29 protein-coding genes, 1 other RNA gene and 1 pseudogene are annotated in these 25,541 nt (G+C 66.2%); 25 read left to right on the top strand and 6 right to left on the bottom strand.

All coding sequences use genetic code 11. From position 1 onward, the window contains the following. Positions 1-2: 2 nt before the first annotated feature. The 4 genes from RHM57_RS11050 to RHM57_RS11035 are packed head-to-tail and all read left to right on the top strand — an operon-like array spanning position 3 to position 2,424. Positions 3-233 carry a hypothetical protein gene (locus RHM57_RS11050; protein WP_322188065.1) on the top strand — a complete coding sequence of 77 codons (231 nt, stop codon included), beginning with the start codon at positions 3-5 and terminating at the stop codon, positions 231-233. Continuing rightward, complete coding sequence (locus RHM57_RS11045) at positions 230-1,468, top strand: phage tail tube protein (RefSeq protein ID WP_322188063.1); 1,239 nt, start codon at positions 230-232, stop codon at positions 1,466-1,468. Before RHM57_RS11050 ends, RHM57_RS11045 begins: the two co-directional genes overlap by 4 nt. Positions 1,469-1,470: 2 nt before the next feature. Then, entirely contained in the window at positions 1,471-2,046 is a 576-nt protein-coding gene (locus RHM57_RS11040; protein ID WP_322188061.1) for a hypothetical protein, read from the top strand. Between the two features lie 15 nt (positions 2,047-2,061). Beyond that, positions 2,062-2,424, top strand: coding sequence for a hypothetical protein (locus tag RHM57_RS11035; protein WP_322188059.1), 363 nt, complete (start codon positions 2,062-2,064; stop codon positions 2,422-2,424). Positions 2,425-2,477: 53 nt separating this feature from the next. Here RHM57_RS11035 and RHM57_RS11030 read toward each other — a convergent pair whose 3' ends face one another. Then, positions 2,478-2,783: a hypothetical protein gene (locus RHM57_RS11030; protein ID WP_322188057.1), complete on the bottom strand. Its 306-nt coding sequence runs from the start codon at positions 2,781-2,783 to the stop codon at positions 2,478-2,480. Here RHM57_RS11030 and RHM57_RS11025 point away from each other — a divergent pair. The 8 genes from RHM57_RS11025 to RHM57_RS10990 all read left to right on the top strand — a co-directional run bounded on the left by RHM57_RS11025 (position 2,773) and on the right by RHM57_RS10990 (position 10,843). Next, positions 2,773-4,560 carry a phage tail tape measure protein gene (locus RHM57_RS11025; protein WP_322188055.1) on the top strand — a complete coding sequence of 596 codons (1,788 nt, stop codon included), beginning with the start codon at positions 2,773-2,775 and terminating at the stop codon, positions 4,558-4,560. The genes RHM57_RS11030 and RHM57_RS11025 overlap by 11 nt on opposite strands. 9 nt (positions 4,561-4,569) lie before the next feature. After that, complete coding sequence (locus RHM57_RS11020; RefSeq protein ID WP_322188053.1) at positions 4,570-6,786, top strand: hypothetical protein; 2,217 nt, start codon at positions 4,570-4,572, stop codon at positions 6,784-6,786. Position 6,787: 1 nt separating this feature from the next. Continuing rightward, positions 6,788-7,174 carry a hypothetical protein gene (locus RHM57_RS11015; RefSeq protein ID WP_322188051.1) on the top strand — a complete coding sequence of 129 codons (387 nt, stop codon included), beginning with the start codon at positions 6,788-6,790 and terminating at the stop codon, positions 7,172-7,174. Between the two features lie 58 nt (positions 7,175-7,232). Continuing rightward, on the top strand, positions 7,233-8,267 hold the full coding sequence (locus RHM57_RS11010; RefSeq protein WP_322188049.1) for a GH25 family lysozyme: 1,035 nt from the start codon (positions 7,233-7,235) through the stop codon (positions 8,265-8,267). Between the two features lie 34 nt (positions 8,268-8,301). Continuing rightward, positions 8,302-8,598, top strand: coding sequence for a hypothetical protein (locus RHM57_RS11005; RefSeq protein WP_322135484.1), 297 nt, complete (start codon positions 8,302-8,304; stop codon positions 8,596-8,598). Positions 8,599-8,663: 65 nt separating this feature from the next. After that, a complete protein-coding gene (locus RHM57_RS11000) occupies positions 8,664-9,713 on the top strand; it encodes an immunoglobulin domain-containing protein (RefSeq protein WP_322188047.1) in 1,050 nt (349 codons plus the stop codon). Positions 9,714-9,717: 4 nt separating this feature from the next. Further along, positions 9,718-10,161, top strand: a complete 444-nt coding sequence (locus RHM57_RS10995; protein ID WP_322188045.1) for a hypothetical protein — start codon at positions 9,718-9,720, stop codon at positions 10,159-10,161. Beyond that, on the top strand, positions 10,154-10,843 hold the full coding sequence (locus RHM57_RS10990; RefSeq protein ID WP_322188043.1) for a hypothetical protein: 690 nt from the start codon (positions 10,154-10,156) through the stop codon (positions 10,841-10,843). The genes RHM57_RS10995 and RHM57_RS10990 overlap by 8 nt, the downstream gene beginning before the upstream one ends. 90 nt (positions 10,844-10,933) lie before the next feature. Here the strand turns inward: RHM57_RS10990 and RHM57_RS10985 are convergent, their stop codons facing one another. Both RHM57_RS10985 and RHM57_RS10980 read right to left on the bottom strand, forming a co-directional pair. Continuing rightward, the gene (locus RHM57_RS10985; protein WP_322188041.1) at positions 10,934-11,872 is read right to left on the bottom strand and encodes a hypothetical protein; all 939 of its coding nucleotides are present in this window, start codon (positions 11,870-11,872) and stop codon (positions 10,934-10,936) included. Beyond that, positions 11,869-12,918, bottom strand: coding sequence for a DNA methyltransferase (locus RHM57_RS10980; protein WP_322188039.1), 1,050 nt, complete (start codon positions 12,916-12,918; stop codon positions 11,869-11,871). Before RHM57_RS10980 ends, RHM57_RS10985 begins: the two co-directional genes overlap by 4 nt. A gap of 338 nt (positions 12,919-13,256) precedes the next feature. Between RHM57_RS10980 and RHM57_RS10975 the strand changes: the two genes are divergently transcribed. The 7 genes from RHM57_RS10975 to RHM57_RS10945 all read left to right on the top strand — a co-directional run bounded on the left by RHM57_RS10975 (position 13,257) and on the right by RHM57_RS10945 (position 17,124). Then, on the top strand, positions 13,257-13,442 hold the full coding sequence (locus tag RHM57_RS10975; protein WP_134447281.1) for a hypothetical protein: 186 nt from the start codon (positions 13,257-13,259) through the stop codon (positions 13,440-13,442). A 56-nt stretch (positions 13,443-13,498) separates the two neighbouring features. Then, entirely contained in the window at positions 13,499-13,891 is a 393-nt protein-coding gene (locus RHM57_RS10970) for a TadE/TadG family type IV pilus assembly protein (protein ID WP_322188037.1), read from the top strand. A 106-nt stretch (positions 13,892-13,997) separates the two neighbouring features. Then, positions 13,998-14,393 carry a hypothetical protein gene (locus RHM57_RS10965; RefSeq protein ID WP_241975381.1) on the top strand — a complete coding sequence of 132 codons (396 nt, stop codon included), beginning with the start codon at positions 13,998-14,000 and terminating at the stop codon, positions 14,391-14,393. Continuing rightward, a complete protein-coding gene (locus RHM57_RS10960; RefSeq protein ID WP_322188035.1) occupies positions 14,390-14,887 on the top strand; it encodes a pilus assembly protein TadG-related protein in 498 nt (165 codons plus the stop codon). The genes RHM57_RS10965 and RHM57_RS10960 overlap by 4 nt, the downstream gene beginning before the upstream one ends. A 73-nt stretch (positions 14,888-14,960) precedes the next feature. Then, positions 14,961-15,605 (top strand): phosphoribosyltransferase, encoded by a 645-nt coding sequence (locus RHM57_RS10955; protein ID WP_134559447.1) that lies wholly within the window; start codon positions 14,961-14,963, stop codon positions 15,603-15,605. A gap of 80 nt (positions 15,606-15,685) precedes the next feature. Next, positions 15,686-16,570: an EamA family transporter gene (locus tag RHM57_RS10950; protein ID WP_134559445.1), complete on the top strand. Its 885-nt coding sequence runs from the start codon at positions 15,686-15,688 to the stop codon at positions 16,568-16,570. A gap of 59 nt (positions 16,571-16,629) precedes the next feature. Then, positions 16,630-17,124 carry an ArsR/SmtB family transcription factor gene (locus tag RHM57_RS10945; RefSeq protein ID WP_206750886.1) on the top strand — a complete coding sequence of 165 codons (495 nt, stop codon included), beginning with the start codon at positions 16,630-16,632 and terminating at the stop codon, positions 17,122-17,124. Positions 17,125-17,269: 145 nt separating this feature from the next. On the opposite strand, the gene RHM57_RS10940 is transcribed toward RHM57_RS10945, so the two are convergent. From RHM57_RS10940 to RHM57_RS10930, 3 genes and pseudogenes are all read right to left on the bottom strand, one after another. Beyond that, complete coding sequence (locus RHM57_RS10940; RefSeq protein ID WP_134559444.1) at positions 17,270-17,932, bottom strand: pentapeptide repeat-containing protein; 663 nt, start codon at positions 17,930-17,932, stop codon at positions 17,270-17,272. Between the two features lie 2 nt (positions 17,933-17,934). Next, a pseudogene (locus RHM57_RS10935) lies at positions 17,935-18,438 on the bottom strand (nitroreductase family deazaflavin-dependent oxidoreductase). A 43-nt stretch (positions 18,439-18,481) separates the two neighbouring features. Further along, complete coding sequence (locus RHM57_RS10930) at positions 18,482-19,795, bottom strand: MFS transporter (RefSeq protein ID WP_322188031.1); 1,314 nt, start codon at positions 19,793-19,795, stop codon at positions 18,482-18,484. Between the two features lie 85 nt (positions 19,796-19,880). On the opposite strand from RHM57_RS10930, the gene prfB reads away from it, so the two are divergent. From prfB to ssrA, 6 genes are all read left to right on the top strand, one after another. Next, positions 19,881-20,993 (top strand): peptide chain release factor 2, encoded by a 1,113-nt coding sequence (prfB, locus tag RHM57_RS10925; protein WP_134447297.1) that lies wholly within the window; start codon positions 19,881-19,883, stop codon positions 20,991-20,993. A gap of 90 nt (positions 20,994-21,083) precedes the next feature. Further along, positions 21,084-22,409 carry a cell division ATP-binding protein FtsE gene (ftsE, locus tag RHM57_RS10920; RefSeq protein ID WP_134447299.1) on the top strand — a complete coding sequence of 442 codons (1,326 nt, stop codon included), beginning with the start codon at positions 21,084-21,086 and terminating at the stop codon, positions 22,407-22,409. Further along, complete coding sequence (gene ftsX, locus RHM57_RS10915) at positions 22,406-23,320, top strand: permease-like cell division protein FtsX (RefSeq protein ID WP_134447301.1); 915 nt, start codon at positions 22,406-22,408, stop codon at positions 23,318-23,320. The genes ftsE and ftsX overlap by 4 nt, the downstream gene beginning before the upstream one ends. An 89-nt stretch (positions 23,321-23,409) precedes the next feature. After that, positions 23,410-23,886 (top strand): SsrA-binding protein SmpB, encoded by a 477-nt coding sequence (smpB, locus tag RHM57_RS10910; RefSeq protein WP_134447303.1) that lies wholly within the window; start codon positions 23,410-23,412, stop codon positions 23,884-23,886. Positions 23,887-23,976: 90 nt separating this feature from the next. Next, a complete protein-coding gene (locus tag RHM57_RS10905; protein WP_134447305.1) occupies positions 23,977-24,951 on the top strand; it encodes a hypothetical protein in 975 nt (324 codons plus the stop codon). Positions 24,952-25,070: 119 nt separating this feature from the next. After that, positions 25,071-25,457, top strand: a transfer-messenger RNA (tmRNA) gene (ssrA, locus tag RHM57_RS10900). Positions 25,458-25,541 lie beyond the last annotated feature (84 nt).

Here is a 25,541-nt window from a genome sequence, read left to right as displayed (position 1 = left end):
ACATGGCGAAACTTCGCAACGTGTCCCCGATCGGAGCGCTGGACATCCCCGCGCTCGGTCGGATCATCGCCGGGGGCGAGACATTCGACGTCCCCGACGAGCTGCTCGCCAGCTTCACCGAGCAGACCGCAAACTACGCCCTCGTCCCCGAGGACGGCACCGAGAGCGAGCAGGCGCCTGACGCCGAGCCCGCGCCCGAGCAGGAAACCACGCCGGAAGGGGCGAGCGAATGACGCAACTGGATTACACGGTCGGAGTCGGCAAGGAATCGACCTACGGGACCGCGGTCGCCCCGGAGCAGTTCTTCGAGTCCGAAGCGAAGATGGACCTCGAAATCACCACCGTTTCGGCCGCGGGCCTTCGCCCTGGCAAGGGCGTGCACCGGACGAACCGCAACAGCGTGGTTCGGCGCGCAGTCATGGGCGACATCGACGTCGAAATTACCGACGCCGGGTTCGCCCTGCTGCTCGAGGCTGTTCTCGGCACAAAGACGAGCGCGGCCGGTGTGGACACGTTCACGCTGAAGACGAACGACCCAATGCCCTCGTACACGATCGAGGAGGTCGTTCCGTTCCTGGGCGGCAGCGGGCAGGCCGGGCAGACCTTCGCCGGGTGTGTCGCCGAGTCGATCACGATTGACGTCAAAGAGGGCGCGATCGTCACCGCAAAGGTGTCCTGGATCGGCAAGCAGTACGCCACCAAGGGGTCGCCCGCTGCGGCGTCCTACCCGGCCGGGGACGAGCTGTTCACGTTCGTCGGCGGTTCGATCACGCTCAACAGTCTCGTCGTGTCGAACGTCACCGAGTTCTCGGTGACGATTAAGAACAACTTCGACGGCGGCGGGTTCAACCTCGGCGCGGCGGGGCTGCGCGCGCGTCGGCCGGAACTCGGCAAGCGCGACATTACCGGATCGCTGAACGCCGAGCTGGTCAACGCCACGATCACCGACTGGTACACGAGCCAGAATGCGCTCCCGATCGTGCTCAACCTCACGACCTCACGCGGCGGCAAACTCGACATCACGCTGCCCGCGGTTCGCACCAAGGGCGAGCTGCCGAAGTCGAACGGCGGGCAGGTATCTGTTCAGACCGTGAGCTTCGAGGCGTTCGACAACGGCGTGGCTGCTCAGCCGGTCACGATCGCGTATAAGTCGGCCGGGAGCGTAGCCGACCCCGTGATCGTGTCCGCGACGTGGGGCGACTGGTATCTCGACCCGGGCGATTCCTACGCCCTGACCACGGTCACGGGAGCGACAACGGTCACGCTCGAACGACTGCCGAAGGGCGCGAGCACCGGAACCTGGGTCACGATCACCGCCACCGCGGACGGGGGCACGCCCGGCCGGTACAACTACCCGCTCCCGGGGGATGCCACCAACGCGGCGACCTATCGGGTGCGGGTCAAGGCGACCAACTCGGTCGGCGTTTCGGTTTACTCGGCCGAAGTCCTTAAGACGGTCACCCCGTAGTAATGGCGGGCAGCGTAGCGCCGAAGATCGCCCTCGACGCGAAGGACGTTCGCGCGAAGTGGGACGCGGTAAAGGAGTTCTCGCCGCGCCTCGCGCGCGAGCTGCGGCGAGAACTTCGCAAGACCGGCAGCGAGGTCATTACTGAGCAGCGCCGCGTTCTCGACGGCCCGTTGCCCACCGGGATCCAAGTCACCGGCCAGACCCTACGGCCGACACTGAACAAGAAGACCGGCCGGGTCGGAGTTCGGAAGCTGAACACATACGGCGACCGAGCGATTCAACGACCCGGCCGGTCGACCGGGCTGCGCGAGGGCATCAAGTCGGGCCTCGTCACCCGGGTCACTATCTCGAAGTCGCGAACCTCGGTACAGGTTCGCACGACGAACGCGAAGAAGACGGGCTCGAACTTCTGGCAGTCGAAGAAGTTTCGCCACCCCGTGTTCGGGAACCGGCAAGTCATGGTCAACCAGCGCGGCATGCCGTTCTTCTGGCAGCCCGCGATCGACGGCGGGCAGCGCATGGCCGGGCGCATCAACACGGCGATCGACGCCGCATTCCAACAAATACCGAGCGACTAGCACGAGGAGGCCACTATGGCGAAATTGAGAATCAACGGACACGACCTGGTCGTGAAAACGATGTCGAAGGCGCGGAACATCGACATCATCGAACTCCAGCGACAGTCTGGGATCAAGATGGGCGAGCTGCGCGAACTCGTGACCGAGGCCGACCACATGGGCAACGTAATCGCGTCATTCCTGGCGCAGCACAACGCCGGGTTCAAAGTCGGGTGGGACGACCTGCTGAACGGCACCCTCGAAGACCTCGGCGAAATCATCGCTGAGCCCGGCGACGAGCCCGCGAAGGTCGAGGACGAGGCAGAGGAAAACCCTCCGGTGCGGTCCGAAACGGTCGCCGCCGACGACGCGGCAGCACCGGCCCCGACCCCCGCGTAGCGGCGATCGAAGCGGCCGAGCCGCGGGTCGAGGATCAGATCCGAAACCGGATTCTAACGATCAGCCACTCCGAGTTCTGGCCGGGCATTACCCCGTTCAACGTGGGCGAGCTGGAATACGGCGTCTGGTTGTCGCTCGCGCTGTCGTGCGACGCGCAAGTAGCGGCGCGCGAGAAGGCAAACCGAGAAATGGAAGCGAGGCGACATGCCAAACGCTAAGGACTTCATATTCAACCTCCTGGCCGACAGCTCGAAGGCCGAGAAGACAATCGACGGGTTCTCGAAGTTCGCCGGAAAGGCTGCGGTCGGAATTGCCGCAGCGTGGGGCGGCGTCAAGATCGGCGAAGCGATGTCGAGCACGCTCGACACCGAAGACCTCAACGCGAAGATGTCGGCCAGCCTCGGGCTGCTGCCCGCGGAGTCGAAGCGGATCGGCGAGGTGTCGGGCCGGGTGTTCGCGCAGAATTACGGCGAGAATGTCGGCGCAGTCAACGGCGCGGTCGAGTCGGTCATTTCGTCATTCTCAGGAATGCGCGAGGCCAGCGAAGCCGACCTCGAGTCAATGACCAAAAAGACCCTGAACTTCGCCAAGGCGTTCGAGGTGGATGTCTCCCGGGCGTCGCAAGTCGCCGGGCAAATGGTCCGGCAAGGGCTCGCGACGGACGGCGGCAACGCCCTCGACCTGCTGACGGCATCTATGCAAAAGGTTCCGGTCGAGCTGCGCGGCGACCTGCTCGACGCGACCGACGAGTACGGCGGGTTCTTCAAACAACTAGGGCTCGGCGGCGAACGTGGAATGAGCATGCTGGTCGCGGCCAGCGCTAAGGGCATGTTCGGGGTCGACAAGACCGGCGACGCGCTCAAAGAGTTCACGATCCGCGCGACCGATATGAGCGCAAGCTCGGTCGGGGCATACAACGCCCTCGGGCTGTCTGCTCAGGGGATGTCCAACGACATCCTGGCGGGCGGCGACCGCGCCTCGGGTGCCTTCCAGGACATCGTTTCCGGGCTGCTGTCGATCGAGGATCCGACATCGCGGGCGAACACGGCGATCGCCCTGTTTGGCACGCCGATCGAAGACCTCGGAACCGCCGACATTCCGCTGTTCCTATCGTCGCTGCAAGGGGCAGCGGGTGGCCTGGGCGAAGTGCAAGGCGCGACCGAGAAGATGGGCGACGTTCTCAACGACACCCGACAGAATCGGCTCGAGACGATGAAACGCGGGTTCGAGCAGTGGACAAAGAGCATGGTCGACGTCCCCGGGCCGCTCGGCGAAATCTCGGCCGGGCTGGTCGTGTTCGGCCCCGGCGTGCTCGAAGTGCTGGCCGCGCTCGGCCCTATGGCGATATTCATGGGTGGCCCAATGGCCTCCAGCCTCGGCGTCGCGGGTAAGGCCGTCTTCGGGTTCGGGGTGTCGCTGCTCGCATCGCCGATCACCTGGATCGTGCTCGGAATCGTCGCGGCGATCGCGCTGCTCGCCGGGGTCGTGTTTCTGGTCATCCAGAATTGGGACGGAATTGTCGCCTGGTTCGGGAGCGTGTGGTCGGCCGTATGGTCGGGTATCCAGTGGTTCTTCGGCGTCATCACCGAGGCGTTCCTGACATTCCACCCGCTCGGAATCATCATCAAAAATTGGGGACCAATCACCGAGTGGTTCGGCAATTGGTGGGGCGGGATCAGCGGCATGGCGAGCGACGCCCTCGGCTGGCTCGGCGGCAAGGTCGGCGCAATCGTCGGGCTGTTCACGTCGATTCCCGCCCGTGTCGGCGACGCCTGGAACGGGCTGGTCGGGCTCGTGCGCGGGGTGGTCAAGAATGTCCTGTCGTTCGCGGTGGACATCTGGAACGGCACCCTCGGAACTCTCAACTTTGACCTGCCGTGGATCCTCGGCGGCGGGCACGTTCAGTTCCCGAAGTTTCACCTGCCAGCGCTCGCCGCGGGTGGCATTGTCACCGGCCCGACCATCGCCCTTATCGGCGAGGCGGGACCGGAGGCGGTCGTTCCGCTGTCGCGCAGCTCGGAGTTCGGGATGGGCCGCGGCGGCGATCAGTACGTCGAGGTGCCCATTGAGCTGAGTATCGACGGCACCGTGCTCGCGCGCATCCTGCGCCGAGTCATCGCCAAAGCGGCATATTAGGGGGCGCGGATGCAATCACCAACCGATACCACCCTCAACGCGGCGTTCGCTGCTCGAGCGGGCATGTTCGCGCGGCTCACGCGCCGCAGCGGGGGCTCGACATTTCAGGACGTCACCCTGGCCGAAAGTATTACCGTCCGGCGCGAGCTGGCCGGGGACGTGCCCGAGGCGGTGTCGCTCGTGGGCGGCGCTGTAACAACCCGTGTGACGATCAACGCCGACCTGGCAATGCCGGGAGCGCCGCACCCTATGAAATCGGCCGACAGGGCCGCGTGGCTCGGCGCTGACATCGAGCTGGCGGCGGGGTACAGCGCCGCCGAGGTTCCGGTGTTCCGGGGTAGCGGTCGCGACCTGGCGGTCGATGACGCGGCGAAGTCGCTGACGATCGAAGCGCTCGACAACAGCGACCGAATGCGCGCCTCGGTTAGTCTCCCGGTTTACGGATCCGATTCAGACCCGAGCGCACCGCAAACACTGCGCCGATTCCCGACGAACCTGTCGGCCGTCATCGTCGCCGCGCTGCACGCTTCGGGGATCCGAGTCACACCGGCCCCGCGGAACCTGAGTGCATGCGTTATCTCGGTGCCGTTCGCATTCGGAGCGCTCGCCGACATCGGATGGACGGTCCCGAACGGCGCGGGCGTCAGATCGGGCACCGCATGGCTCACCGCGGGCCGGTTCGTGGACATGCCCGCCGAGCTGACGGGCGACGACTACTGGAACGTCTCGGCGTACCCTGACCGCGACACGAGCTGGCAAACGGGCGCGGTCACGCAGGCCGAGTTCTGGTACAAGCACACGCCGGGCGCTGCGGCCGCGCCGATCACCCTCGGAATGGGCTTCAACGCCCGCATCGGGCCATACGTTGACGCATCGAGCCGCGTCTATCTGCGGTCCTCAGGCGACGGCGGCGCGACCTGGACCAACATCGACTACAGCGCGGGCCGCACACTCTCGGCGGGCTGGCATCACATCGCCTACGAGCTAAGCTTCGCGGGCCGCGCGAAGCTGTGGCTCGACGGGAACCTATACACGGACATCGCCCTCGGTGCCAGCTCGGGTGTCGTCGGGCCGATCAAGGTGCCAGCGATCGACCCGGGCAAGGTTCAGGCGTTGCACGTCTACTTCGCCAGCTACGCGGCGCTGACACCGCCGACCATATCGACCATCAACTTCACGGCGACGGCGAGAGTTGACCGAGCCCGCCTGGAAGTGGACACGCTGCCCCCAATCGACGGGCGCATCGCGTGGGAGCTGTGCAAAGAAATAGCCTCGGCCGAACTCGGAATGGTCGGGTTCTCGGAGGTCGGCCAGTTCTACTTCAGCAACCGGGACACGCTGAACGGATCGACCACACCGGTGGCGACGTGGGGCACCGACCTGCTCGACAACATCGCCGGATCCGTGAGTGTCGAGTCGATACGCACGCGGGTGACATCCTCGGTCAAGCGGTCGCGGCTTACACGATCGGGGCGGGGTGCGAGGGCGGTTCCATCGTTCCTGGCGCAGGACGTTCTCACCATCCCGAGCGGCGTCTCCTCGCACATGCTGTATCCCGCTAAGGCGTTCACGCCCGAGTCGGCGAGCGTGTCGTTCATCTCACTTATGGGCGGCGCGTGGGAGTCCGACGTCGGGGTCGTGCTGTGCACGAGCGCGAGCGGTGCCACCCGTTACACCGGTTCGGCCGTTTCGGCGACGATTCACCCGGTCGGCCCGAGCGCGTGGGAACTCACCGTGCGGAACAACTCGGGTCAGGTTCTTTACACGGCGTGGCCTTCGGAATGGGCGTCGCCGACCGAAGCGTCTCCACCGTTCGGGCTGGCTGCTGGCGCGCCCGCAATCTGGGTACTCGGCCGAGTTCTGGCCGACGACGCTGAAACGCAGACCGTTCCGGTGAACGTGTCGAACTCGGCCGCGATCACCAAGTGGGGCGACCGGGCGCTCGCGCTCGAATCGTCCGGGTGGCGGCAGGATGTCGCGAGCGTCACCGCGCTCGCCTCCCAACTGCTCGGCGACCTGCTCGAGCCGCGGTTCGAGCTGCGCGACATCAGCGTCCCGCCCGACCTTCGGTGGCAGATCGGCGACCCCGTGTTAATCACCGATTGGCAGGGCCGAGTGCCGAACATGACGGCCAGAATCACGAGCATCGAGGTCAAGTTGAGCCAAACGGGTGAGAACGGCATGGTCGGAACCTACGGCCTGCGCGCACTCCCGGGGGTGGGCTGAGATGCCCGCCTGGCTGCAAGGCGTCACGCTCGGCGACGCGCTGCTATGGCTCGGTGGCATCATCGCGGCCGCGCTCGCCGTGTGGCGAGGCTGGCCGACATTCCGTAAGGTCGTGGCATTCCTGGCCCGTGGGATCAAGCTGGTTGACACCCTTGCGAACCTGCCCGAAGACCTCGGATTCATCAAGCACGAACTCGAGGCGAACTCGGGCAAGTCGGTCAAAGACATCACGACCCGAACCGAGGCGGCGGTCAACGAACTAAGCGCCGAGGTCGCACACGTCAAGCGGCAAGGCGCGGCGCTGAAGACCTCGGTCGCCAAATCGAACCGGCGCCTGACGCTGCTCGAGCAGCGCCTACTCGCGCTCGAGCAGGCCGAAATCAACTAGCCCGACCAAAGGACACGGCCCCGCGATCAGCGGGGCCGTTCGCATTTAAGGAGAGATTATGCCGACATTCGGAATCGACGTCGCCACATCGCAGCAGGGGCTCGACTTCGCCCGCGCTTGCGCCGAGGGTGCACAATTTGCCATCGTCAAGGCGGGCGGGTTCAACACGGGCGACCTTTACTCGGCCCCGTTCTACCACGCGCAGATCGACCGGGCGATCGCGGCCGGTATGGCACGCGGGCACTACTGGCTGATCGGCGGCGGGCTGTCGCCCGAGGCTCAGGCCGATTGGTTCGTGGACCACCTGTATCGCTTCGACGCGGCGCGCGACGTTCTCGCGCTCGACAACGAACGCCTCGACGGGAACGGCACCTTCTGGAAGGACGCCGAGGTCGCCCGGTTCCTGCGCCGTGTTCAGTTCCGCACGGGCATCGCCTGGGCGCGGCTGTGGAAGTACGCGGGCGCAGCGGACACGCGCACGTTCGCGCCCTGGTCCGAGTCCGAAGCGCTCGGAGTTCGCAACTGGTGGGCAGCCTACGGCGACCGACCAACCGGGCACACCCCCGACCACACGCCCGACCTTCGCGGCTCGATCAGCGAGGCGCACGTCCACCAGTTCTCGAGCCGTGTTCAGGTCGCCGGGTTCGCCCTGGACGGAAACTACAGCGCGCACGACCTGGCCGAGCTGTTCGGCGGGGCGGCATCCGCGGCCGGATCCGCGACCGCAAGCGCAGCACCGGCAGCACCGGCCGCGGCCACGGGCATCCCTCGCACGGGGACCGAGGAAGACGGCGTGCCCGGTGTCAACTACTGGAAGCGATACCAAGTCATCGCCTCCCGGAATGGGTACACCGGGAAGATCGACGGCGACCCGGGCGTGAACTCCCACCGAGGGTTCGCCCGGTTCCTCAACTCCCTCGACTTCCCGGGATACGCGAAGACGAACGCCGACATCGACGGCAAGCCCGGGTCCGTGTTCTACACCCGCCTCCAACTGCTCGCGCAGAAAAACGGCTACACCGGCCGGATCGACGGCGACCCCGGGGTCAACACCTACAAGGGCGTCGCGCACTACCTCAACACGGCGATCTAGCCGCAATTCACCAACGAACGAAAGGCAAAACAGAATGAGTCAATTCATCGTCGCCACCGTGCGAACGCTCGTGCCGATCCTGGTCGGGTTCCTACTCGGCCAGCTCGCGCGCCTCGGGCTCGAAGTCTCGGGACCGGTCGCGGACGGCCTGATCGTCTCGATCCAAACCACCGCGGCGTCGCTGTACTACGTCGCCGTCGCATGGCTCGAGCGCAAGTTCCCCTGGGCGGGCTGGCTGCTCGGCATCGCGCGCAATCCGGTATATGACCTGCGAACCGCGGCCGAGCGCATCGCCGAGCAGGACGCAACCGGGCCGAAGCACGCCGAATAGCTGAGCAATCAAGCGCCCCGCCGATCCGGGAACGGGTCGGCGGGGCACCTGGCAGAGAGGAAAGAATGACCGAGGTACTGTTCGAGTTCGTCACACCGACCGCGGCCGGGGTGGACATCCCAGCGGTCGGCGTGATCGCGTGTTCGCTCACGGTCGCCGAGGTGGCCGCGGGCCGCACGCGCACCACCGAGCCGTTCACGGCCCCCCTGGTCGCCGGGCGGGTGTCTGTGGAGCTGTCGCCGACCGGGCCGGGGCAGGCGTGGCGAATTAGCCCGTCCTGGCTGCGCGGCCTGGAGACGTTTTACAAGGCCGTACCGCTGAGCGCGACCCCGCTGCGCTATGACGAGCTGGAAGACATCGACCCCCGCACCCTGGTCGTGTCGCCGACAGCTCAAACGGCCTGGGACGCGACCCTGGCCGCTGTGCAGGCGATCGCCGAAGGTATGACCCCCGGCACCGCGTTCTACATCGACCCGACCGACCCCGGGATCCTGCGCATTCGGGTGGACATCAAGCCCGTGGTGACGCTGCACCCGGTATCGCAGACCGTGAACAACCTGCAGGAGGTCACGCTGCTCGCCGAGGCAACCGGCAATCCCGCACCGACCGTGCAATGGCAGGTCGACGCCGGGGCCGGGTGGGTTCCGATCGCGGGCGCAACGGCGAACGAGTACCTCTTTACGGCGACCGCCGACGACAATGGGCACCGCTACCGGGCAGTGTTCACGAACGCGGCAGGGCAGGCCGTGAGCGACCCCGCAACGCTGACCGCAGGGCAATCGGCCGGGTTCCCCGTGGTTCAGCAGTTCGCGCTGGCCTATGGCATAACCGACAACGACACCGCGTTCGACTTCGACTATGCCGGGACCGGCGACCCCGCGCCGACAATCACCCTCCAGACCCGTTACCCGAACGCGCCGTGGAACGAACCGACGTGGACGCCCCGCCTGGCGGCATACGTTGGGCCGTCATCGACGCCCGGCCGCGACAGATACAGCGCACCGTTTCCGTACATGGTGAGCGGATCGGACCTGCACCTTCGAGTGGTCGCAAGCAACATCCACGGCAGCGCGACGAGCGCCGAAATTATCACCCAAATCACGAGCTGGAGCTGAGACGATGACCGACCCCGGATTCCCATTGCTCGAAGGCGGCGTCATCCCGCGCCGTTTCCTGCCCGGCAACATCGGCGGCGGGCCGCAAGCCGAGTCGTTCGCGTTCTCGGGTGCCTTGACAACGGTTCGCACCGGCGTTCTCGGCTGGACAAGCCCGTGGTGGGCGTCGATCCGACCGCTCGGGCTCAGCGTGACAATCGGAACAATGCCCTCGGCTGGCGCGAGCAGCCCGGGCACAACCTTCGACCTCATCGTCGGTAGCGTCCTGGCGGGCAGCGTTTCGGTGACAGACGGAAACGACGCCGCGGGCGAGGATGTCTTCACCGTGGACACGATTGGACCCGGGACTCGGATCACCGTAGACGTGTCGAAGGTGACGAACGCGACGCCGGTCAAGACGGGGGACGCGGTCGTTCAATTCTGGTGGGAGTACATCGTCAGTGATTGAGCAGCCGCCGACCGTTCCCGGGCGGGTGCCAGCGCCGCCCGGGCTGACGTATCCGCTGCGCTGGCGGGAGAACAACGCGGCCGCACTCGCCAAGGTGCTGGCCAGCGACATCCACTATGCGAAGATTCCGGCCGCGATCCGCGAAGCGTTCGCGGTTCCGTTCCGTTCGTTCTACTCGGCGCTGGCTCAACACACCCTCGCCTGGGCCGTTCACGTTGGGAGTTCGGAGGAATTGTCGCGGGACTGGGCAAAGAACCGTGACTCGTTGCCGCTCCCGTGGGGCGGAAAATACCAATTTTCCGCCGAATGGGGCCTGCTGCGGATGCACACGAGCGCAGTCACCTCGACAACCTCGCGTGACGAAACGCTTGTCCACGAGTTCGGGCACCACATCGACGAAACCTTCGGCGCACTTTGGCCGGGGGCGACGGATGGAACGCAAAACTCGCTCAGCGGCACGCCGCAGTTTCTGGCATTCTGGGCGCAAGTTGGGCCGAATATCCCGAAAGTTCTCTACGGCTCAACGAACCGCGTCGAGTGGTTCGCCGAGCTGTGGACGACGCAGATCATGAATGATTCGGTGACGTTCCTCGGGCTCGGCGGCAACGATCCGACCGCGGCCGCGGCGATTCGAAAGCTGTTCACCGATCGCTTGCCGATGCCGAATCTGACCGGGTACTAGCTCAGTCGGCAGACACCAAACAGAGGCACCCCGCGCGACCTTCCGGTCGCGCGGGGTGCTTTCGTCGTCTACTCGCAGTTGAATTTTGACCTAGATGATGAGGCCCGCAAGCTCTTCCACGAGCGCCATGATTCTTTGCGCACGATCAATCCCGATCGGATTCTGATTCGTGTCCAGTTGTTGCAGGAGTGTCTTCAAGATCGTCGCGCTGTCGGCGGTGTCGCTGTGAGTGCGAAGGAACAAAGCCCAATCGCGGACCGGGATTCCGAGGACCTCCTCGCGGAGGGTGCGCTCGAGAAAATCATCCATGAGCGGCTTTGACCGGGGGAGGCGTCCGAAATTTCCGCCTCCATCACGATCGGGTACTGCGCTGACCAAATCGGCTTTGTTTGGGTACGGATGGGCGTTGGGTGGATAAGTGACCCCAGCGGCAGATTGCGCCTTCCGGATGTGTTCCCACCAATAATCCCTGTATTCCGCAGCGTACCGGGCGCTTTCCACCCATGGCTCGGTAACCTGCGCGGTCCCCGCGACCGCATCTGAAAGATGCCACGGCACGACACAAATGAGGTCGTGAGGTGCGCAAGCGCTCGGCGCAACCTTGTATCGGAGGCTCGGCTCCAGCTCCTTGGCAAGCAAGAACCAGCCCTTGAGCTCGATGCCGAATGCAATCTCGGGAACGTCGTTGTCGCGGCGGACAAGCCGCACATCGGGGAAGGCCTGACTTGATCGCTCGAAGCGATAGCCCAGCCATTCATCGTTCGGGTCCCACAGCTCGCGAAGTCGGTTTAGAGTGCGAACGACCTCGATCTCAATGCCAGCTCCAAGGAGCGTATTGAGGTTGAAAAGGTCCGTCGCGTTGATACCCGAAACGGGATTGTTGAATGAAAAATATCCGGGAAGAGCGATAAGCGCAGTTCGGACCCGCTCTCGGAGAATGGTCTTCGGCTCGCTCTGGTCGAGAATCAGCCTCGTAGGGGGCAACGGCGGAGATATCGGGACGCCTGTGACCTGCGGAACAACCGTCATGCGACGACCTGGGCGGCGTCCAAGATTCCGGCAGCCGCGTCGATAAGGCGCGTCTCTGCTAGCTGCTGGAAGTTTGGATCGATTTCGGCCACATAAGCGCGTCTGCCAAGCGAGACGGCTGCAACCGACGCCGACGCGAGTCCACCAAAGGGCTCCCAAACAACGTCGCCCGGCTTAGTCACTGCCTCAATCTGCCTTTGCATGAACTCCAAAGGCTTCTGGTTCAAGTGCGCCGCAGAGGACGAAGACGGGTTGTGGACGCGGGGCGCTGACCTCAACATTGTGCCCTTCAATCGCTCGGAGTCGTGCAGCGGTGCGCGCTGCCACACATTCGTAAGGCCGTGGGTGTGGTTCCACTGGTATCGAAGGGCATCCCACTCGTCCGCCGTGACGGACTGCTCGCCGTCCAGCGAGAAGTACGGTCGTCCGCCGTCGCGCCCGTTGTTGTTGGCATACTCCGCGAGCCGCGCAACCATGACGCCGGGGGGCCAGTACCAGAGCCAATCCTGGGTTAGATACTTCCGTGTGGCGGCGTTCTTGACTCCGCAGGCTTCATTCGCTCGGTTCAGGGGGATGCCCGCCCGCTGCCATTCGTGGCGCAGCCACTTCTTTACGGTTAGCGGCCCGTCCGTCGCATCGATCATGAATCTGCGCTGGTAGAGGACCGATACCTCGGTTGCGGTGGGAAACCGTCGAATCGTGTTGCCGTTGACGTTGCCCGCGATGTGCGAAAGGCCTTTGTCCCAGGTGATCGTTTGAACGTATTCCCAACCATGGGCGACCAACAACGGGTGGACGGTGGCCCAGCCGATTTCGGTATTCCAAAACCACAAGGTTGTTGAGGGTTTGGCGGCGCGGTCCCATGCGACAGCGTGCGGACGGTACCAATCAACAAGGTCCTCGACTCCGGTCGTGTCACCGTGGAAGCCGCGCACCCCATACGCCCCGTCAGAAATGATTGTGGTGGGCGCTTCCCACGACTGATACGCCTTCAACACATTGCCTCGGTGCAACGTATAAGGCTCCCGGATTCCGACGATACTCATGGCCCAAGGATATCGAGCGGCGGAAGCATCAATTCGCCAAGGCACGGCGAGCCCCGGGGCCGCCCGTCTGATTCGGTCGGAGGTCCGCCGCTGGAGTGCATCGGACATCGGGGCGCAGATCGGGCCGAGGACTTCTCAGTGCATTTGGCGCAAGTTGGGGCGTGTCCCGCAGCAGCCTTTTGTGTACCACCGCATTCGCGATCTTCCCCGGCCTCTTCATCCTGCAGGCCGGTTTCTGACCGTGCCGGCCTCGACCGCATACCTGGACCGCACCCTGGCACCCTCACCACCTGCACGACAAGCACCGACACGACGACCACCGAGAAGAGGAGACGAACATGCATACCCTGACGCGGCGCATCCGCAGGCAGTGGACGGCGAGGCACGACGACACCGGGGACGTGCCCGGCTGGGTCCTGATCACGCTGATGACCGCCGGGCTGGTGATCGTGATCTGGGGTCTCGCCGGGCCGGCGCTGAGCGGCATCTTCCAACAGGCGATCAACCGGGTGAGCGGACTCTGACGGGTTCGGCCCGCCCGGCGCACGGCGTCGCGCCGCAGACCGGCGGTCGGCGAGGGATGCTGCGCCTCGATTTCGGTGCCGACCGCGGCTCCTCGCCGGCCGAGTTCGTGCTCGTCGCGGCACTGCTGACGGTGCTGACCCTCACCGTGCTTCAACTCGCACTCGCGCTGCACGTGCGCAACACCGTGCTCGATGCCGCCGCCGAGGGCGCCCGTTACGGTTCGCTCGCCGACACCGGCCTCGATGCCGGCACCGCGCGCACCCGGGACCTGATCGTGGCCGCGCTCGGTCCCGCCTTCGCGACCGACGTGACCGCGACCTACGCGAGTGACGGAGGCTTCCCAACCGTGCGGATGCGGGTGGTCGCCCCGCTTCCGCTGCTCGGGTTGCTCGGCCCCGATCGGAGCCTGGAGGTGATCGGGCGTGCCGTCGTCGAAGGCTCGGACTGAGGCAGACGCCACCCGTCATTCAGCCCCCGCCGGTTTTGTGGAGCGAATCTCCCGCCGACTGCGCTCTGACCACGGGTCAGCGTCCCTCGAATTCATTACGACGGGCATGATTCTCCTTGTGCCGCTCGTCTACCTCGTGCTCGCCATGTCCGTGCTTCAGGGCGGCGCGCTCGCCGTGGAGGGCGCCGCCCGGCAGGCCGCCCGGGTCTATGTGCGCGCGCCGAGCGAGGCAGTCGCGGCGGAGCGCGCTCAGCGCGCGGTCGACTTCGCCCTCGCCGACTACGGCCTTCCGGCCGGGGACGCGCAGGTGTCGATCGACTGCGCGGCCGCGGCCGGCGGATGCCTGAAACGCCGCACCGCAGTGACGGTCACCGTGCGCCTGCGGGTGTCCCTGCCCCTTGTACCGGACGTGCTTGGGCTGGCCGGGACGGCGAGCGTGCCCCTCGAGTCGAACGCGACCCAGACCGTGTCCCGATTCTGGCAGCCGGGGACCGGACCATGACCGTGCGACCACGAGGCCGGGCGCCCGAGGTGCGAGCCGGCGACAGGCGGGACGACCTGTCGGACGACACCGGTTCCACTCTCCTGCTCACCATCTTCTACGGCTTTCTCGCGCTCGTCGTGATCCTCCTGGTCGTGGCCGCATCGTCCCTCTACCTCGAGCGGAAACGCCTGCTCACCCTCGCGGACGGTGCCGCGCTCGCCGCAGCTGAGGCGTACACCCTGGACGCGGTCACCATCGCCCCGGATGGTTCGGCGGTCCCGCTGCGCACCGAACTCGATTCCGGTGCGGTACGCACGGCAGCGGATGCCTACCTCGCGGCGGCCCCGCACCCCACCCTCGAGGAACTGGTCGTGAGCCGGGCGGCATCCGCAGACGGTCAGAGTGCGACGGTGTCCCTGAGTGCGTACTGGCGCCCGCCCATCCTCACCCTCGTGCTGCCGGCGGGTGTTCCCCTCGAGGTGTCGGCCGTCGCCCGCTCGGTCTTCCGGTAGAGGCGCACGCGGGGCTACTCTCCACAGTGAACCGGGAGAGTCCGGGAGGAACCGGGAGGAACCGGGAGGCCCCATGTTCACCGATCGCCGCGACGCCGGCCGCTTGCTCGCCGAGCTCGTCGCCGAGCTGGACCTCACCGACCCCGTCGTCTATGCGCTGCCACGCGGCGGAGTGCCGGTCGCCCTCGAGGTCGCCCGGCGCCTGCACGCTCCCCTCGACCTGATCCTCGTGCGCAAGCTCGGTGCACCCGGATTCCCCGAGGTCGCGATGGGCGCCGTCGTGGACGGGGCAGACGCCCAGATGATCGTCAACGAGGACGTCTTCGTCGAGACCGGGGCCGACGCCGCGGGACTCGGCCGGGCCAGGCGCCGGGAGCTCACCGAGATCGAGCGGCGGCGCGCCGCCTATCTCGGAGACCGTCCCCGGGTGAACCCAGACGGACGGGTCGTCGTGGTCGTGGACGACGGGCTGGCCACGGGAGCGACGGCCAAGGCGGCCCTCGCCGCAGTGAAGCGCCAGGGCGCCGCCCGTATTGTCCTTGCGGTGCCCGTCGCCCCGGCCGATGTCGTCGAGGAGATGCGCGGGCTCGCGGACGACGTCGTCGTGGTGCAGACCCCCGAGCAGTTCTGGGCGATCGGCCAGTTCTACGTCGACTTCCACCAGCTCTCCGATGACGAAACGGTCACACTCCTGGCCGAGGCGTGGGCCGGGCCGTGAACCGTCCCGTCACCCGCTAGCCTCGAATTCGAGCGCGATCCGCGCGGCACGACATCGTGAACGAGACAGGGGCGCCCGGCGTGACGGCGAAATCCAAACGGCTGGCGGGGGCCGGTGCCCAGCTCGTCACCGAGGTCAGCATCAACTACGGCTCCTCGCTCGCCGGACTCGCGATCCCGATCGTCGGTTCCCCCGTCGTCGTCGCGGCCAGGCAGATCGTGATGGCCTGCGCGGTCCTGCCGTTCTACCGACCGAAGCTGTCGACCCTGACGTGGCGGCTGCTCTGGCCCGCGCTCCTTCTCGGACTTGACCTCGCCGTGATGAACCTCGCCTTCTACGAGGCGGTGCACCTGCTCGGGCTCGGCATCGCTGCGACGATCGAATTCCTGGGCCCGTTCTCCCTCGCCCTCTTCACCTCGCGGCGACCGCTCGACTTCATCTGCGCGACCACGGCGGCCGGGGGAGTCTTCCTGCTGACCTGGTCCTCCGGAGAGATCAACCTGCTCGGCCTGTTCTACGCCCTCGTCGCGGCGGCGGCGTGGGCCGGGTACATCCTGCTGACCCGACGGGTCGCCGTGACCTTCCCCGGCCTCGAGGGCATCTCGGTCGCGAGCGTCGTCAGTCTCACCCTGCTCGTGCCGTTTGCGCTCCTCACCGTCGACTACACCCGGCTCGACTGGGGTGTGCTCGGGCTGCTGCTCGCGATCGGGGTGCTCTCCTCTGCATTCCCGTACGTGCTCGACACGTACATCCTGCGCCGGATCACCCCGCGCCTCTACGCGATCATCACGAGCTTCGGACCGGTCATCGCGGCGATATTCGGTGTGCTCGTGCTCGGGGAGACTCTGCTGCTCCAGCAGCAGATCGCGATCGTCGTGGTCTGCGTGGCCGCGGGCGCCGCGATCGCGACCCAGCGCGACCGCCCGATCTCCGACCTGGAGGCGACAGCGGGCGCCATTCCCTAGCCAGGAAGTGTCTCGTATATGCGTTTGAGGCTTATATAAGCCGAGTACATACTGAATGCATGCACATCTTGGACTTGCAAACCGCCTTCGATGTCCTCGTCGACGGGAACCGCCGCGCGATTCTCGCCGAATTGCGACTCGGCGACCGCAGCACCGGCCAACTCGCGGCGCACCTGGGCCTCAGCCAGCCCGGAACCTCCCGGCACCTGCGCGCGCTGCGCGAGGCGGGCTTTGTCGCGGTGGAGCCTCGCGCCCAGCAACGCATCTACTCGCTCGCGCCCACAGTGTTCGACGATCTCGACGCCTGGTTGCAGGGGTACCGCCGGGCTGCGGCGGGGGAGAGTGATCCGCTGGCCGATTCGGTGCCGGCGACACGTGCAGCGGATGCCGACCCGAGCGGCGCGCAGGCTGCCTCCCTCCCTTCTGCGGTCCCGTCCGCTTCGCTACAGCCGGCGAAGTCCCCGAAGCCAGCGAAGTCCCACAAGAAATCCGCAAAGTCGAAGGCCGGGAAGTCTCGGAAGCCGGCGAAGTCGGGCGGTTCACGGAAGTCCTGAGCCCGCACCGGGTCGGCAAGGTCGAACGCGGGTGTTCCGCCGCTCCGCGGGTGGTGCACCAGACGCGGAGCGGCGGAATACCCGCGCTCGGCTACAGCCCGGAACCGAGCGCGGCGCCGCTACTCGGCGCCGCTACTCGGCGCCGCTACTCGACGATGATGCCCAGGTGATCCGCCATGATCGGGGCGAGGAGGCTCAGCTGGGAGTCGTCGACCGTGGCTCCGCGGAGACCCTCGAGACCACGGATGACGCTGAAATCGCTTCCGCGCAGGTCGACGTCCTTGAGCGTGGCCCTCGTCACGTCGAGAGTGCCGATCCGGCAGTCCCGGAGCTCGAGGCGCTGCACAGTCGCGCTGCCGAGGTCGAGCTCCTCGATGATGCAATTGCTCAGCAGGACATCGTGCAGCTGGGCGTTCCGCAGGTTGACGAAGTCGAGCTTGCTGCCGTCGAACTGCACGGACCGGAGGCTCGACTCGTAGAGTTCGACGGAGCCGAGGCGAGAGTGCTCGACGCGCACGTCGCGCCAGACCGAGCGGGGTGCGCTGAAGATGGCCGCGTGCAGTTCGCCCGCGACGCACTCCGACAGGGTTGCGCCGCGCAGTTTCGCATCGTTGAGCGACACCGTGTGGAATTCGCACTCGCGGAAGGCGACCCCGGTGAGGTCCCGTCCGTCGAAGTCGCAGCCGCTGAAACGCTGTGCTTCGACGTCGGCGCCAGAGACGAGCTCTGAGCCATCGGCATCCGTGAGGTCGTCGAGGCGGATCGGGTCGAGAAGGGGAGGTCTGGTGCCGGAGCGGGCGCGCGCCACGCTCAGTCCTGCGCCGCGGGTGCGGCGGTGCTCTGAACGGCGGAGACAGGCTCTGCGGTTACCGGCTCTGCGGCGAGGGGCTCGAGCACGAAGACGGGGATGATCCGTTCGGTCTTGACCTGGTAGTCGGCATAGTCGGGGTATGCCGCGACGGCGCGTTCTCACCACGCGGCGCGTTCGTCGCCGGTGACCTCGCGGGCGACCATGTCCCATTTCCGGGTGCCGTCCTGCAGTTCGACCTCGGGGTGGGCGACCACGTTGGCGTACCAGACCGGGTTCCGCGGTGCGCCGCCGAGCGAGGCGATCGCCGCGTAGCTGCCGTCGTGCTCGACGCGCATCAGCGGGGCCTTACGGATCTTGCCGGACTTCGCACCGAGCGTGGTCAGCACGATGACGGGCATGCCGCGCATCGTGGTGCCCTGCTCGCCGCCTGAGCTCTCGTAGAGGGCGACCTGGTCGCGGACCCACTGCTGTGGGCTGGGTTCATATTCTCCGATGAGGGGCATGACACCATTAAACGTCACTGCACTGGGGAACATTCCACATCGGTCATTCCCGGCCGGGCAGCGTTCCGGGGGTCCCCGACGCTGGTCCGGGCTTGATTCCGGGCCGGGGGCGGCGGGGAACGTAGCGCGGGATGTACCGGCCGAGCAGCACGGCGCCGATCAGCCCGAAGGCGCCCATCACGCCGCTCGCGAGGGAGATCGACACGATCGTGAGCCCGGCGACGGCGACCGGGGCGACCGCGCTGCCGAAGTCGCCGGTGAACCGCCACGCTCCGAGGAACGGTGCCGGGTTGTCCTTGGGGGCGAGGTCGGCGCCGAGTGTCATCAGGATTCCGCTGCCGATCCCGTTCGCGACCGACAGGAACATCGCGACACCGATGAGCCACTGCACGTTGGTGGACAGGTCATGCGTGAACGCGAGGACGAGGAGGCCGAGGCCGAGGCCGATCATCGAGGGGAGCGCGCTCCACATGCGACCGTAACGGTCCATGATCTGGCCGCTCGCGTAGAACAGGGCGAAGTCGATGCCGCCGGCGATGCCGATGATGAGCGCGATGTCCGGCTCGCTGATGCCGATGCTGACGGCCCAGAGCGGGATGAGGACGGCGCGGGCCGACCGCATCGCGCCGACGAGGCCCGCGCCGGTGCCGAGCCGGATGAGGACGCCACGGAAGCTCCAGATGGTCTGGAACAGGCCCTGGCTCTCCTCCTCCGCGAGTTCCTGGCCGGCCGGGCGCACGGTTCCATCCGGGGACGTCGCGAGTTCGGGAGTGCCGAAGGTGCTCTCCGGGTCCGGCAACAGCAGGAGCACGAGGGCCGCGCCCAGACACGCGACGACGAACACCCAGAACACGGCCTGGGTGCCCCCGGTGAAGCGGATGACCGCGGTCGCGATGAAGGGGCCGACGAACCAGCCGCCGCGGAAGATTCCGCCGAGGGTCGACAGCGCACGCGCCCGGTAGGCGACCGGCACGTAGCTCGTCATGAAGGCATGCCTGGCGAGGGAGAAGATCGCCGTCGCGAGGCCGACTATGAAGATCCCGACGCCCAGCACGAGCGGGTTCGGGGCGACCAGGCAGACGAGGATCGCGATGATCGCGAGGAACGATGCCCAGATCATCGCGTTGCGCTCGCCGATCCGGGAGACGACCCAGCCGCTCGGGATGTCGCCTATGAGCTCGCCGACCATGATCATCGCGGCGATGAACCCCGCCATGGCGAGTGACGCCCCGAGGTTGTTGGCCACGATCGGGATCAGCGGGATGATCGCACCCTCACCGACGGAGAAGAGGAACGTCGGCAGGAAGGCGGCAAGGGCCACCGAGCGCAGGCTGAAGGGGCGTTCGGTGCTTGTCATGACTCCTCGATGCTACCCGGGTGCGCAGCCGCGCCCGGGTGGGCACCAGCCCGCGACCTGCGACGCCGGGTAGGCTGGGCAACAAATGATTGAGCTGGACATTTCGGAGCAGATCGCCGCATTGCGGGCCACCTTCGGCGACATTCGGGCCGTGATCGACATCGATCAACTGCGCACCGACATCGCCGACCTGAACGACCAGGCCGGCGCCCCCGACCTGTGGGACGACTCGGAGCACGCCCAGAAGGTCACGAGCGACCTCAGCCACCGCCAGTCGGAGCTCGCGCGCATCGAGAGCATCGAGTCCCGGCTCGACGACCTCGAAGTCCTCGTGGAGATGGCCAACGACGGCGAGGGCGACGAGGAGTCGGCCGAGGAAGCCACCGCAGAGCTCGCGAGCCTGCAGAAGGTACTCGGCGAACTCGAAGTGCACACCCTTCTCAACGGCGAATTCGACGAACGACCCGCCGTGATGACCATCCGCTCGGGCGCCGGTGGCGTCGACGCAGCCGACTTCGCCGAGATGCTGATGCGGATGTACCTGCGCTGGGCCGAACAGCACGACTACCCGGTGACGGTGCTGGACGTCGGATACGCGGAAGAGGCCGGCATCAAGTCCGCGACCCTGCAGATCGATTCGCCGTATGCCTTCGGCACGCTGAGCGTCGAGGCCGGCACCCACCGGCTCGTGCGGATGAGCCCGTTCAACTCCGCGGGCAAGCGCCAGACCTCTTTCGCCGCCGTCGAGGTCGTGCCGCTCATCGAGCAGACCGAGTCGATCGAGATCCCGGACACCGACATCCGCGTGGACGTGTTCCGGTCGAGCGGACCCGGCGGCCAGTCCGTCAACACGACGGACTCCGCCGTCCGGATCACCCACCTCCCGACCGGCACGGTGGTGAGCTGCCAGAACGAGAAGAGCCAGATCCAGAACCGCGCGGCCGCCATGCGGGTGCTGCAGTCCCGGCTGTTGCTGATCCAGCGCGAGCAGGAAGCCGCGACCAAGAAGGAATTCGCCGGCGTCATCACGGCGAGCTGGGGCGACCAGATGCGCAGCTACGTGCTCGCCCCGTACCAAATGGTCAAGGACCTCCGCACCAACTATGAGGTCAACAATCCCACCCAGGTCTTCGACGGCGACCTCGACGGTTTCATCGCCGCCGGCATCCGCTGGCGGAAGCAGGCACCGCAGGATTGAGCCCAATTCGGCGGTTCCTGCCTGTGAGGAAAAGCTTGCCGGTATGTCGAACTGGCAAAACACAGGATGCCTGCCTAGGCTCAAGGGGCCATGATCCGTTTTGACAGCATCACTAAGAAATATCCGGGAACGACCCGACCGGCCCTCGACGACATCAACGTCGAGGTTCTGCGCGGCGAGTTCGTCTTCCTCGTCGGTGCATCCGGTTCGGGTAAGTCAACCTGCCTGCGGCTGATCCTCAAGGAGGACAAACCCACGAGCGGGCGCATCCACGTGCTCGGACAGGACCTGCGGTCGATCTCGAACCGCAAAGTCCCGTACTTCCGGCGCAACCTCGGAGTCGTCTTCCAGGACTTCCGGCTGTTGCCGAACAAGAGCGTGTTCGAGAACGTCGCCTTCAGCCTGCAGGTGATCGGCAAGTCGCGCGGCTTCATCCAGGAGGCCGTTCCTGACACGCTCAAGATGGTCGGACTCGCCGAGAAGGCGCTCCGGCTGCCCCACGAACTCTCCGGCGGTGAGCAGCAGCGGGTCGCGATCGCGCGAGCCATCGTCAACAAGCCCCAGGTGCTTCTCGCCGACGAGCCGACCGGAAACCTCGACCCCACCACGAGCGCGGGCATCATGGCCCTGCTCGAGCGCATCAACGCGGGCGGCACGACCGTGGTCATGGCCACGCACGAGGCCGGCATCGTCGACCAGATGCAGCGCCGGGTCATCGAGCTCTCCGGCGGCAAGATCGTGCGCGACGAACGCCAGGGTGGTTACGCGACCGCAGGCATCCCGATCATTCCGCTCGGAGCTGGCCTGCACCGGAAGCCGGCCATCGACCCGCAGCACACCGTGTCAGCACTTGCGCCGAGCGCACTGCCGTCGGTGTTCGCCCCGGCGAACCAGGCAAACCAGGCGAACCCGATGGCCCCGGCCACTCCTGCCCTCACCCACCCCTCCGCACCCGTGCCCGCGCCGCTCGTGCCAGCGGCCGTTCCCGTTCCTGCTGCACCCATCACGCCGGTCGTCATCGTCCCCGACGCCCCGGCTCGTGCGGGCGCCCTCGCCGAGACGGGCGCAGACGCTGCGGCCCCGGCCACGCCGCCCGCCGCCATTCCGCAGCCGTTCGGCGAGCAGGCCATGGCTATTGCCTCAGATTCCGGCATGCCCCTCCCGCTGACCTCGGCGATCTTCCTGCCCGGCCGCGAGCAGCAGGCGGATGCCGCGACGACGCCAACCGGGACCGGTGCAGACGATTCCCCGTCAGATGCGGGTGCTGCCGAGCAACCGAAGTACATGTCGCGTCCGATGGCACCTACCCAGGACGACGTTCTCGACCAGCTCACCCTGGCCGAGAGGCTGGGGCTTCGTGCTCCCGGCGAAAAACCAGACCAGACCGGCGAACAGAATGTGGGACCCACCCGATGAGACTCGGACTGGTGCTCTCCGAAGCCGCCAACGGCCTGCGTCGCAATGCCTCGATGGTTGTCTCTGTCGTGCTCGTGACCTTCATCTCGCTGACCTTCGTCGGCGCTGCGATCCTGATGCAGATGCAGATCGGCCAGATGAAGAACTTCTGGTACGACCGCGCCCAGGTCGGAATCTACATGTGCACCGCGATCTCACCGGGGGAGACCTGCACCGGGGGAGAGGCGAGCCAGGGTCAGATCGACGCCGTCAAGGCCCAGCTCGAGTCGCCGACGCTCTCGCCGTTCGTGGACAAGTACTATTTCGAGACGCATGAACAGGCCTTCGAGAACTTCAAGAAGCAGTTCGCAGGCAACCCGGTCGCCGACTATGTGACTCCGGAGCAACTGAACCAGACCTTCTGGGTGAACCTCAAGGACCCGTCCCAATCGGATGTGCTCGTGGAGAGCCTGTCCGGCGTGGCCGGGGTCGAGAACGTCGCTGACCAGCGCAAGTACCTCGACCAGATCTTCTCCGTGCTCAATGCGGCGAGCTACACGGCGATCGGTATCGCCTCGCTCATGCTCGTGGCTGCAGCGTTGCTGATCGCCACCACCATCCGGCTGTCGGCCTTCTCGAGGCGGCGTGAGCTCGGCATCATGAGACTCGTCGGTGCATCGAACCGGTTCATCCAGACGCCGTTCATCCTCGAGGGCGTCTTTGCGGCGCTGCTGGGATCGCTTCTGGCAGGTGGTGCGGTCCTTGCCCTCGTGCAATGGTTCGTCCAGGGCTTCCTCGGTTCCCGGCTGACAGGCTTCTCGCTTGTGGGCATGCAGGATGCGCTCCTCGTCGTGCCGATCCTGCTGGTGGTCGGCGCGGTACTCGCGGCCTTCTCCGCCAACTTCGCCATCACCCGCTACCTGAAGGTCTAGCCGTTCGTCCGAACGGCTCGAGGCCGAGAGCTAGACTGGTGGGCTGGCCGGTACCGGTCTGCCCACCCACCGACGTTGAGGAGTAACCCGTGCCCAGGGAAATCGGCGAAAAGGTCGTCTCGACCAATCGCAAGGCACGCCACGACTACCTCATCGAGGAGACGTACGAGGCCGGAATGGTGCTCACCGGGACCGAGGTGAAATCCCTGCGCGCCGGCCGCGCCTCGCTCGTCGACGGCTATGCCTTCATCGAGGGCGGCGAAGCCTGGCTCGACGCCGTGCACATCCAGGAATACATGGCCGGTACCTGGACGAACCACCCGCCGCGGCGCAAACGCAAACTGCTGCTGCACAAGCAGGAGATCATCAAGATCAGCCACAAGACCAAGGAGGGCGGCTACACGCTCGTTCCCCTGCGGATCTACTTCAGCAACGGCAAGGCCAAGGTCGAGATCGCCGTCGCCAAGGGCAAGAAGGAATACGACAAGCGCCAGACGCTCCGTGAGCGCCAGGACAAGCGCGAGTCCGACCGCGCGATGTCCGCGCGCAAGCACCTCGGCGACTGACACCCGGTTGAATCGCCCGCCCGTCGGACGAGCGGGCGACGGCATCCGCACGCGTCGATGCGGCGGATGCGGGGCGTTACGATGAAGGCAATGAGTACAGCCGACGCGGAATACAACGCCTTCGGCCCCTGGGTGGACGCGGTGCGGACACTGGATGAGGTCCCGCGGCTCTTTCGCGACTTCGGGTGCGATCCCACGTCGGAGCGCCTCGTGCTCAAGGTGCCGCGGAACATCCCGCGCAGGGACGCGGATCCGACCATGGACCTCTATGACCACCTGATCATCGCGGGGAGCGACGCCCTCACTGTGCTGAGCAGGACAGGTTCGGCATACGCCGGCTCGACTCTGCCCTACGACGCCGTCGTTGCCATCGAGGACAGCGTCGACCTCACCGACGGGCGCCTTCGGGTGTACTCCCGGGACGGCAGCGTGCTCCAGGTCGGCTACAACGGCTCCTCGCGCGAGGTCGTCAGCGGATTCGTCGACATGCTCCGTGACATGTCGCTGGGCTTGGGAGTGACGTTCGGCTCACACGACGCCGCAACGGCCGCTGCTTCGATGCTGACTTTCCCGGTCGGCCCCGCCATCGACCGGCGGCCCAATGCCGTCCTCAACTCTGCCGTATTCCGGGCAACCGACGCGGACCTGATGGCGGACTGGACGAATCTGCGGGATCGCGAGCCGGAACTCCACCTCTACGCCGCGCATCCGCGTGAGCGGGTTCGGGCGACCGGCGGCTTCATGGCGCGGGTGTTGAACCTGTTCCGTCCGACTGTGCTGCACGGCGCCATCGTCTGCGGGACCGACGCGGAGGTTCAAGTGCTGTCCCGTCGCGACTGGTTCGGTCTGGCCGATCGGTCCGAATTGTCGAGCTCCCGGCTGATCGTGTTCTTGGCGCGGTTGGAGTCGGTCACCGTGCAGCGGCATCCGCGTTACGCCGAGGCGAGTATCGTCACGGTCCGGTCTGGTGCTGCGCGCATCGATGTGATCGTTCCCGGCGACTCCGAGGCCGAGCGCGTCCTGCTGGCCGTCGCCCCGCATTCCGGCAGAAGTGTTGTAGACTGAAGGGCTGCACGATCAGTTCGAAAAGAACGAGTGCAGTATTGACAACTCAACAGCGTGTGACAGGACCCACTCATTCCGCCGCACGTCGGTGGCGCCGAACAATGGCGACGAGTGCTCATGGGGATGATCGGTTTCGACATTGCCTGCGCAATTGTGAGAAGCGGGTCGAGGATGCAGGGTTAACTCGTTAACGCTCCCTGCAAAACAATAAGTGCCAAAACAAACCGCACTGACTCTGCTTCTGCTTACGCCCTCGCGGCCTAAGTAAAGCAACTAGAGAGTCCGTCAGGCCGGGAATGCTCTCTACCCGGACCCTGACGTCATTTAGAGAGATTGCTCCTACTCTGAGCCGCGGGGTGTAGGGGGACTTAAACGAGGGCTGGGCTCGTCGGATTAGCTGACAGTGGCAAATTCCGGAGCCGAGTAGAACGACTTCACTGGATACACCCGTAGAAGGCATATGACCACAGCAGTGGACGGGGGTTCAATTCCCCCCATCTCCACCATCGGTTCCTGTCACACGCCCTTGAGTCCTCGAGTCTCGGACCGTCGGTCGTGAGCTCGTGACCCCTTGAGCCCGTGGGTCGAAT

This window comes from Cryobacterium sp. 10S3 (genome assembly GCF_034344045.1).
GTDB classification, from domain to species: domain Bacteria; phylum Actinomycetota; class Actinomycetes; order Actinomycetales; family Microbacteriaceae; genus Cryobacterium; species Cryobacterium glucosi.
The sequence above is the reverse complement of the archived record's forward strand: the minus strand, read 5'-3'. Positions and strand labels throughout refer to the sequence as shown.

Coding starts and splice junctions, on each gene's coding strand:
- RHM57_RS11040 (WP_322188061.1), top strand. CDS start 1,471: ATGGCGGGCAGCGTAGCGCCGAAGATCGCCCTCGACGCGAAGGACGTT.
- ftsX (WP_134447301.1), top strand. CDS start 22,406: ATGAGACTCGGACTGGTGCTCTCCGAAGCCGCCAACGGCCTGCGTCGC.
- RHM57_RS10965 (WP_241975381.1), top strand. CDS start 13,998: ATGATTCTCCTTGTGCCGCTCGTCTACCTCGTGCTCGCCATGTCCGTG.
- RHM57_RS11015 (WP_322188051.1), top strand. CDS start 6,788: ATGCCCGCCTGGCTGCAAGGCGTCACGCTCGGCGACGCGCTGCTATGG.
- RHM57_RS11010 (WP_322188049.1), top strand. CDS start 7,233: ATGCCGACATTCGGAATCGACGTCGCCACATCGCAGCAGGGGCTCGAC.
- RHM57_RS11000 (WP_322188047.1), top strand. CDS start 8,664: ATGACCGAGGTACTGTTCGAGTTCGTCACACCGACCGCGGCCGGGGTG.
- RHM57_RS10905 (WP_134447305.1), top strand. CDS start 23,977: ATGAGTACAGCCGACGCGGAATACAACGCCTTCGGCCCCTGGGTGGAC.
- RHM57_RS11050 (WP_322188065.1), top strand. CDS start 3: ATGGCGAAACTTCGCAACGTGTCCCCGATCGGAGCGCTGGACATCCCC.
- prfB (WP_134447297.1), top strand. CDS start 19,881: ATGATTGAGCTGGACATTTCGGAGCAGATCGCCGCATTGCGGGCCACC.
- RHM57_RS11045 (WP_322188063.1), top strand. CDS start 230: ATGACGCAACTGGATTACACGGTCGGAGTCGGCAAGGAATCGACCTAC.
- RHM57_RS10930 (WP_322188031.1), bottom strand. CDS start 19,795: ATGACAAGCACCGAACGCCCCTTCAGCCTGCGCTCGGTGGCCCTTGCC.
- RHM57_RS10970 (WP_322188037.1), top strand. CDS start 13,499: ATGCTGCGCCTCGATTTCGGTGCCGACCGCGGCTCCTCGCCGGCCGAG.
- ftsE (WP_134447299.1), top strand. CDS start 21,084: ATGATCCGTTTTGACAGCATCACTAAGAAATATCCGGGAACGACCCGA.
- RHM57_RS10945 (WP_206750886.1), top strand. CDS start 16,630: ATGCACATCTTGGACTTGCAAACCGCCTTCGATGTCCTCGTCGACGGG.
- RHM57_RS11025 (WP_322188055.1), top strand. CDS start 2,773: ATGTCGAGCACGCTCGACACCGAAGACCTCAACGCGAAGATGTCGGCC.
- RHM57_RS11020 (WP_322188053.1), top strand. CDS start 4,570: ATGCAATCACCAACCGATACCACCCTCAACGCGGCGTTCGCTGCTCGA.
- RHM57_RS10980 (WP_322188039.1), bottom strand. CDS start 12,918: ATGAGTATCGTCGGAATCCGGGAGCCTTATACGTTGCACCGAGGCAAT.
- RHM57_RS11035 (WP_322188059.1), top strand. CDS start 2,062: ATGGCGAAATTGAGAATCAACGGACACGACCTGGTCGTGAAAACGATG.
- RHM57_RS10975 (WP_134447281.1), top strand. CDS start 13,257: ATGCATACCCTGACGCGGCGCATCCGCAGGCAGTGGACGGCGAGGCAC.
- RHM57_RS10985 (WP_322188041.1), bottom strand. CDS start 11,872: ATGACGGTTGTTCCGCAGGTCACAGGCGTCCCGATATCTCCGCCGTTG.
- RHM57_RS10960 (WP_322188035.1), top strand. CDS start 14,390: ATGACCGTGCGACCACGAGGCCGGGCGCCCGAGGTGCGAGCCGGCGAC.
- RHM57_RS10955 (WP_134559447.1), top strand. CDS start 14,961: ATGTTCACCGATCGCCGCGACGCCGGCCGCTTGCTCGCCGAGCTCGTC.
- RHM57_RS11005 (WP_322135484.1), top strand. CDS start 8,302: ATGAGTCAATTCATCGTCGCCACCGTGCGAACGCTCGTGCCGATCCTG.
- RHM57_RS10995 (WP_322188045.1), top strand. CDS start 9,718: ATGACCGACCCCGGATTCCCATTGCTCGAAGGCGGCGTCATCCCGCGC.